This is a genomic window from candidate division TA06 bacterium (genome assembly GCA_016208585.1).
Lineage (GTDB): Bacteria > Edwardsbacteria > AC1 > AC1 > EtOH8 > UBA5202.
In genome coordinates, this window is sequence record JACQXR010000008.1 from 48,596 (window position 1) to 54,701 (window position 6,106).

A 6,106-nucleotide genomic window follows, 5' to 3' on the forward strand; every position below is an offset into this window, starting at 1 on the left:
AATGTCCGATCTGATAGAATATCTGTGTTCTTTGAACGAAAGATCGCTGATCATCGGGGTGGGCAACCCCTTAAGGGGGGACGACGGGTTCGGCCCGGCGCTGATCGCGGGGCTAAACGGCCGGGTTGGCATAAGACTATTGGACGCCGAGGAGATCCCGGAAGCCTTCCTTGATAAAGCGGTGGAAATGTCCCCGGACAAGCTTTTGATCGCCGACGCGGTGGCCCTGGGCGGCCTGCCCGGGGAAGCGGCCCTGATGCCGCCGGAATCACTGGGACAGAAGATCGCCATCTCCACCCACAACCTGCCGCTTTTAATGTTCATCAAGTTCTTTAAGGAACAAAGCCCCAAGACCGAGGTGATGCTGCTGGGGGTCCAGCCCAAGGGCATAGAATTCGGAAAAGAGCTGAGCCCGGAGATAAAGAAGACCATAGACAGCCTGGTTGATATACTGACAGCCAAATAAAACGGACCTAACCCTTGATCCCTTCCCCGCAAGGGAAGGGGAAATAGTAAACAAAAGATAAAAGATATGTTACCCATTCTCCTATTTACAATGTTGCTGCTGCCCTTTGCCGGGGCGCTGATCTCGCAGTGGCTGCCGGAAAAAAGGCAGGACGGCTTTGCCGCTGTCATAGTCTCTCTGGTTTGCGCAGCCTCGCTATGGGCGGTGTTCCTGGGATTGGGCAAAAGCTTCCATCTCAATGTCCTGCCTTGGTGGCCCTGGCTGCCCCAGGGCACTGAAGTGATGGGTCTGCATTTGGATCCGTTGTCCACGGTCCTGCTTTTAGTGACCACCATCATCGGGCTGGCGGTGACATTTTTCGCCCGTGACTATCTAACGCCCCAAAATAGGTACCATCCCATCGAGGGCGGCAAGCGGCGTTTCTACCTGTGGCATTTGCTGTTTGTGGGGGCCATGGTGGGGGTGGCGGTCTCGCCGAACTTCCTCCAGATGTTCATCTTCTGGGAGCTGACCACCATCTGCTCCTGGGCGCTGATATCCTACTATCACAACCATGAATCCCTGGAGGCCGGGTTCGAGGCCCTGATCAAGACCTTCTTCGGGGGCATCTTCTTCCTGATCGCGCTGATAGTGATCTTCGTCAACGCCGGTAGCTTCGACTTCGACGCCATCAATCTTTTGACTCCCCAGTTGAAGACCCTGGTCTTCATCCTGTTCCTGATCGCGGCCTGGGCCAAGTCCTCCCAGATAGTCTTCTTTGCCTGGCTGCCCAACGCCATGGCCGCGCCCACTCCGGTCTCCTGCTATCTGCACGCGGCGGCCATGGTCAAGGCCGGGGTCTATTTAATGGCCCGGGTGGCCATCTCCACCGTGGGCTTTTCCTACGGGCTGGGGCTTTTAGTGGCGGCCTTCGCGGTGTTCACCATGCTGGCCTCGCTGTTTTTGTTCTTCTTCCAGACCGACCTTAAAAAATTCCTGGCCTATTCCACCATCGCCCATCTGGGTTATATCTTCCTTGGCATCGGGCTGGGGGTGATGGGCAGCTATTACGGCTATCAGGGCGCCATTTTGCACATCATCTGCCACGCCCCGGCCAAGGCTCTGCTGTTCATCTGCGTGGGGGCCATCGCCTATTCCACCGGCACCCGCAACATGGACGAACTGGGCGGCCTGGCCAAGGCCATGCCCCTGACCTCCATCGCCTTCATCGTCGGCGCTTTGGGGGCGACCGGCATTGCTCCGCTTTCTTGTTTCTGGTCAAAGCTGTTTTTGATGGAAGGCGTGATCGAGATCGGCGGCAAGACGGCCGTATTTTTGATGATCCCTTTCGTGGCCGAGATCATCATCGCCTTCGCCTGGTATTTCTTCATCGCCCACAAGGTATTCTTCGGCGAGCCCTCGGCCAAAGTGAACCGGGTGATCGCCCTGCCGCTGACCTCCAAGATCATTTTGATCGCGCTGATGGCGCTGACCGTAATCGCCCCGCTGGTGGGCCTGCCGCTGGTGAAATTAGTCAGGTGAGCCCGATACAGTTTAAAAGGTTGAAAATGTTTGAAAAATGGTTTGTTTATGGCGGATGGTTTATGGGGGGCGGACAATCAAGGCGGATTTACGCTGATTTATATTTAGGGCTGGCAACCCTTCCGACTGCGCCATACGGCTTCCGCCTACGTCCGCTTTGTGCGGATTAATGCGGACAGGTCGACGAGCAAGCCGCGAGGAGAGGAAAAATAAAAAGGTTTGCCACCGCCTTTGGCCACCGCTTTTAGCGGGGCAGGCGGGGTGCCGCCACAGGCGGCAAAAGGATGTACTAATCATGTCAGACGAAGAACTAAAAAAAGAAATAGAATCAATAGCCGGTCAGCTGGTTGAGAAATACCATGCGCAAAAAGTAATTTTGTTCGGCTCGGCTGCCAGAGGCGGGTTTGGCCCGGACAGCGATCTGGATTTTTTAATTATCAAACAGGATGTGCCGGCCAATAGGCGGGAGCGGATGCGGGAGGTGCGGCGATTGATCGAGAAGCGTGTCCCAGCGGATTATTTCGTCTACACACGCGAGGAACTGGAAAACCGGCTGCGGCTGGGCGACCCATTCCTGAAGGCCGTCATTGCGGATGGGCGGGTGTTGTATGGCTGACGCCGGTGGAAATTAGAAACTTGACATTCCAAAATGGAATATCAAATTAACAGGATAGAACGGTTATAACCAGGGCCTGCCCTCAGACTTGCCCTGAGCAATGCCGAAGGGAAGGCGAGCGTGCCTCGCGAACGAATGGGTTGGAAAGGTTATGACCTAAGTTAGGAAGTCTGTAACTGCGGTTATCAAGGTTCTGACCAAGGCCGTAAGGATTCTAACCAAGGTTAGGAAGGCTATAACCTAAGTTAGCAAGGTTGTAACCAAGGTTAGGAAGGTTATTACCTAAGCCGGAAAGGTTATTACCGAGGACAGAAGGGTTCTTACCTTGGTTAGCAAGGTTCTAACCTAGGTCGGAAGGGTTCTAACCTAGGTCGGAAGGGTTCTAACCTAGGTCGGAAGGGTTCTAACCTAGGTCGGAAAGGTTCTTACCTAGGTCGGAAAGGTTATTACCTGGGTCAGGAAGGATGTAACTACGGTTATCAAGGTTCTGGCCAAGGCCGGAAAGATTCTAACCAAGGTTAGTAAAGTTATAACCTAAGTTAGCAAGGTTGTAACCTAAGTTAGGAAGGCTGTAACTACGGTTAGCAAAGTTCTGACCAAGGCCGGAAGGATTCTAACCAATGTTAGGAAGGTTATTACCTAGGCCGGAAAGGTCCTTACCTGGGTTAGGAGGGTTATAACCAAGGTCGGAAGGGTTCTAACCAAGGTTAGGAAGGTTCTTACCAAGGTCGGAAGGGTTCTTACCAAGGTAAGAAGGGTTCTTACCTAGGTCAGGAAGGTTATTACCTAGGTTAGGAAGGTTATTACCAGGGTTAGAAGGGCTATAACCAAGGTTAGCAAGGTTGTAACCAAGGTTAGGAAGGCTGTAACCAGGGTTGGCAATGCCCCGCTGATGGGCCTGCCGCTGGTAAAGCTGGTGAGGTAGTTTGACCCCTCCCTTGATCCCTCCCCCAAAAGGAGAGGGAATAGCATCGAGTAATAAATAATCCGTAATTCAGATAAACATATGAGCCTTCAATTCATCATACTCCTTTCCATGGGCTGGCTGCTGGCCGGCGCGGCCATTACCCTGGCCATGCCCTACTCCCGGCGCAGCATCGGCTGGGTCTCGCTCTTCTTCCAGACCCTGGCCGCGGCCGGTTTCGGCTACATGGCCTGCCAGGTGCTGGCCAACGGAACTTTTAATCCTGACCGGCCTCTGTTCTCGGTCGCCGGGCTGGGAGCGGCCTTCCTGCTTAAGGTGGACGTGCTGTCGGCCATCTTCCTTTTAGCCATCACCATTGTCTCCTGGGCGGCCGGGCTGTACTCCATAGAATACATGAAGCATTACAAGGAATCGCTGGCCCGCTACTATCCGCTGCTGCTGCTGTTCCTGCTGGGCATGTACGGGGTGGTGCTTGTGCGCGACCTGTTCTTCTTCATCGTCTTCTGGGAGTTCATGACCCTGACCAGCTACGGCCTGGTGGTGTTCGAATGGGGCAACAAGAGCAGCGTCAACGCCGGGTTCAAGTACTTCCTGATGACCCACATCGGCACCGCCGGCATCATCATCGCCGCCAACACCCTGTATCACTATTCGCAGTCCTTCGACTTTGAGGCCCTGCGCCCGGTGATGGCCCTGTTAAGCAGCGAGAACCCGGCCCTGCTACATACAATCTTATTATTGTTCTTCGTGGGCTTCGCCACCAAGGCCGGAGTGTTCCCCTTCGGCGACTGGCTGCCGGACGCCTACCCGGCCGCCCCGGCCCCGGCCAGCGCGGCGTTCTCCGGCGTGATGAGCAAGATGGGCATCTACGGAATACTTCGCGTCTTTTTGGGGATGCTCCCGGTGTCGCACTTCTCCTATGTCTGGGGCACGGTGATGGTCGTCTTCGGAACGGCGTCTTTGTTCATCGGCACCTTCACCATGCTTTATCAAAACGACAGCAAGCGGCTGCTAGCCTTCAGCTCGGTGGGCCAGATCGGATACATCCTGCTGGCCGTCGGGGCCGGCCTGATGCTGACCCGGATCTCCCCGGCCCTGGCCACGGTGGCCCTCGTGGCCGGGCTGTTCCATCTGATAAACCACGCCGCCTTCAAAGCCCTGCTGTTCCTGACCGCCGGCTCGCTCCAATATAAGACCGGCCACCGCGACCTGGACAAGATGGGGGGCCTGGCCAAATACATGCCCTACACCGCGGCCGTGGCCCTGATAGCGGCCATGGGCATTTCGGGCATTCCGCCCTTTAACGGCTTCGCCAGCAAGTGGCTGATATACCAATCCACCATCAACGCCGGGTTCAACACGCCCTTCCTTCTTTTGTGCGGGCTGATCGCGCTGTTCACCAGCCTCTTGACCCTGGCCGGCGTGATGATCAAATACGTCGGCCTGGCTTTTCTGGGCCAGCGCCTGCCCCACAATAAGGGGGTCAACGAAGACGTACCCCGCTCCATGGTCTGGGCTAAAGGGATCCTGGCGGCAGTGGTTATCCTGGAAGGAGTGCTGGCCGGGTTCATAGTCAAGGGTCTCTATACCGCCGCCTGCGGGCTTTTGACCCCGGATTACTGGCCGCAGTTCGGTTCGCTCTTCCATACGGCTTTCTTAGGCCTTCGCTTAAATTTTGGCGAGGGGCTGGTAGGCTTCTATAATCCCCTGTTCCTGCTGATCATTCTGACCGGGCTGGCCCTGGTCGCAATATTGTTCTGGTGGTCCGGTGGAGCCAAGCGCAGGGTGGCACCAGAACTCTGGTATTCGGGCGAAGTGCAATCCCCGGCCTCGGTGCGCTATTCATCGTACAGTTATTTCAAGACCTTCAAGCAGAATTTCAACATCCGCATCGGCAAATACACCCAGGAGGGGGTCTATCCCAAGTGGCCGGCGATCAAGTTTAAAAGGCCGTTCAAGATCAAATATCTTTTAGACGTGGACAGCTGGTTGTACCGGCCGCTGGCCTATCTGGGCCACAAGGCCCTGGAGATATTCGCCGGCACCCACAGCGGATTCCCCCAGTGGTATTTGTTGTGGATGGTGATCGGGGCGGCGGCGGCCATGCTGGTGATGTTTTTGGTGCGGTAGGAACCTTAGACAGGATTTACATGATTTTTTCAAGACGACGGGAAAAATTATCGGCACGCGGATTTCCACGGATTCAAACTTATCTCAATAATACAGTCTGACATTTATACTTTTACAGCATTTGAAACCTTTTAAACTTTTAGGAAATATGACCAAACAGGAAATTCTTTCATTACTTAAGGCTAAGCTTGGCCCGGGTTTCATAGCCCATACCGAGTCCATTCACGACCAGCTGTGGGTGGAGGTCAAGCCCCAGTCCGTGATCCAGGCCGTGGAGCTGCTGCACCGCACCACCAAGGCCCGCTATTTAGTCAGCGTGGGCTCGGACGAGCGGGAGCTTAAAAAGCGCTTCGGGGTCTACCACCTGTTCAGCTTTGACAAGGAGCATTTCTTCGTCACCATAGACGTCTCGGCCGACCCCCACAAGCCGGTGCTGCCCTCAATCACC

The 6,106-nt window shown here is 55.1% G+C and carries 5 protein-coding genes; all 5 read left to right on the top strand.

From position 1 onward, the window contains the following. Position 1 precedes the first annotated feature (1 nt). Positions 2-466, top strand: a complete 465-nt coding sequence (locus tag HY768_00865; GenBank protein ID MBI4725772.1) for a hydrogenase maturation protease — start codon at positions 2-4, stop codon at positions 464-466. A 66-nt stretch (positions 467-532) separates the two neighbouring features. Beyond that, positions 533-1,987 (top strand): hypothetical protein, encoded by a 1,455-nt coding sequence (locus HY768_00870; GenBank protein ID MBI4725773.1) that lies wholly within the window; start codon positions 533-535, stop codon positions 1,985-1,987. Positions 1,988-2,282: 295 nt separating this feature from the next. Beyond that, positions 2,283-2,603: a nucleotidyltransferase domain-containing protein gene (locus tag HY768_00875; GenBank protein ID MBI4725774.1), complete on the top strand. Its 321-nt coding sequence runs from the start codon at positions 2,283-2,285 to the stop codon at positions 2,601-2,603. A gap of 1,006 nt (positions 2,604-3,609) precedes the next feature. Beyond that, complete coding sequence (locus HY768_00880) at positions 3,610-5,658, top strand: hypothetical protein (GenBank protein ID MBI4725775.1); 2,049 nt, start codon at positions 3,610-3,612, stop codon at positions 5,656-5,658. 148 nt (positions 5,659-5,806) lie between these two features. Further along, positions 5,807-6,106: hypothetical protein (locus HY768_00885; GenBank protein ID MBI4725776.1), on the top strand; the 300-nt coding region annotated here is incomplete at its 3' end.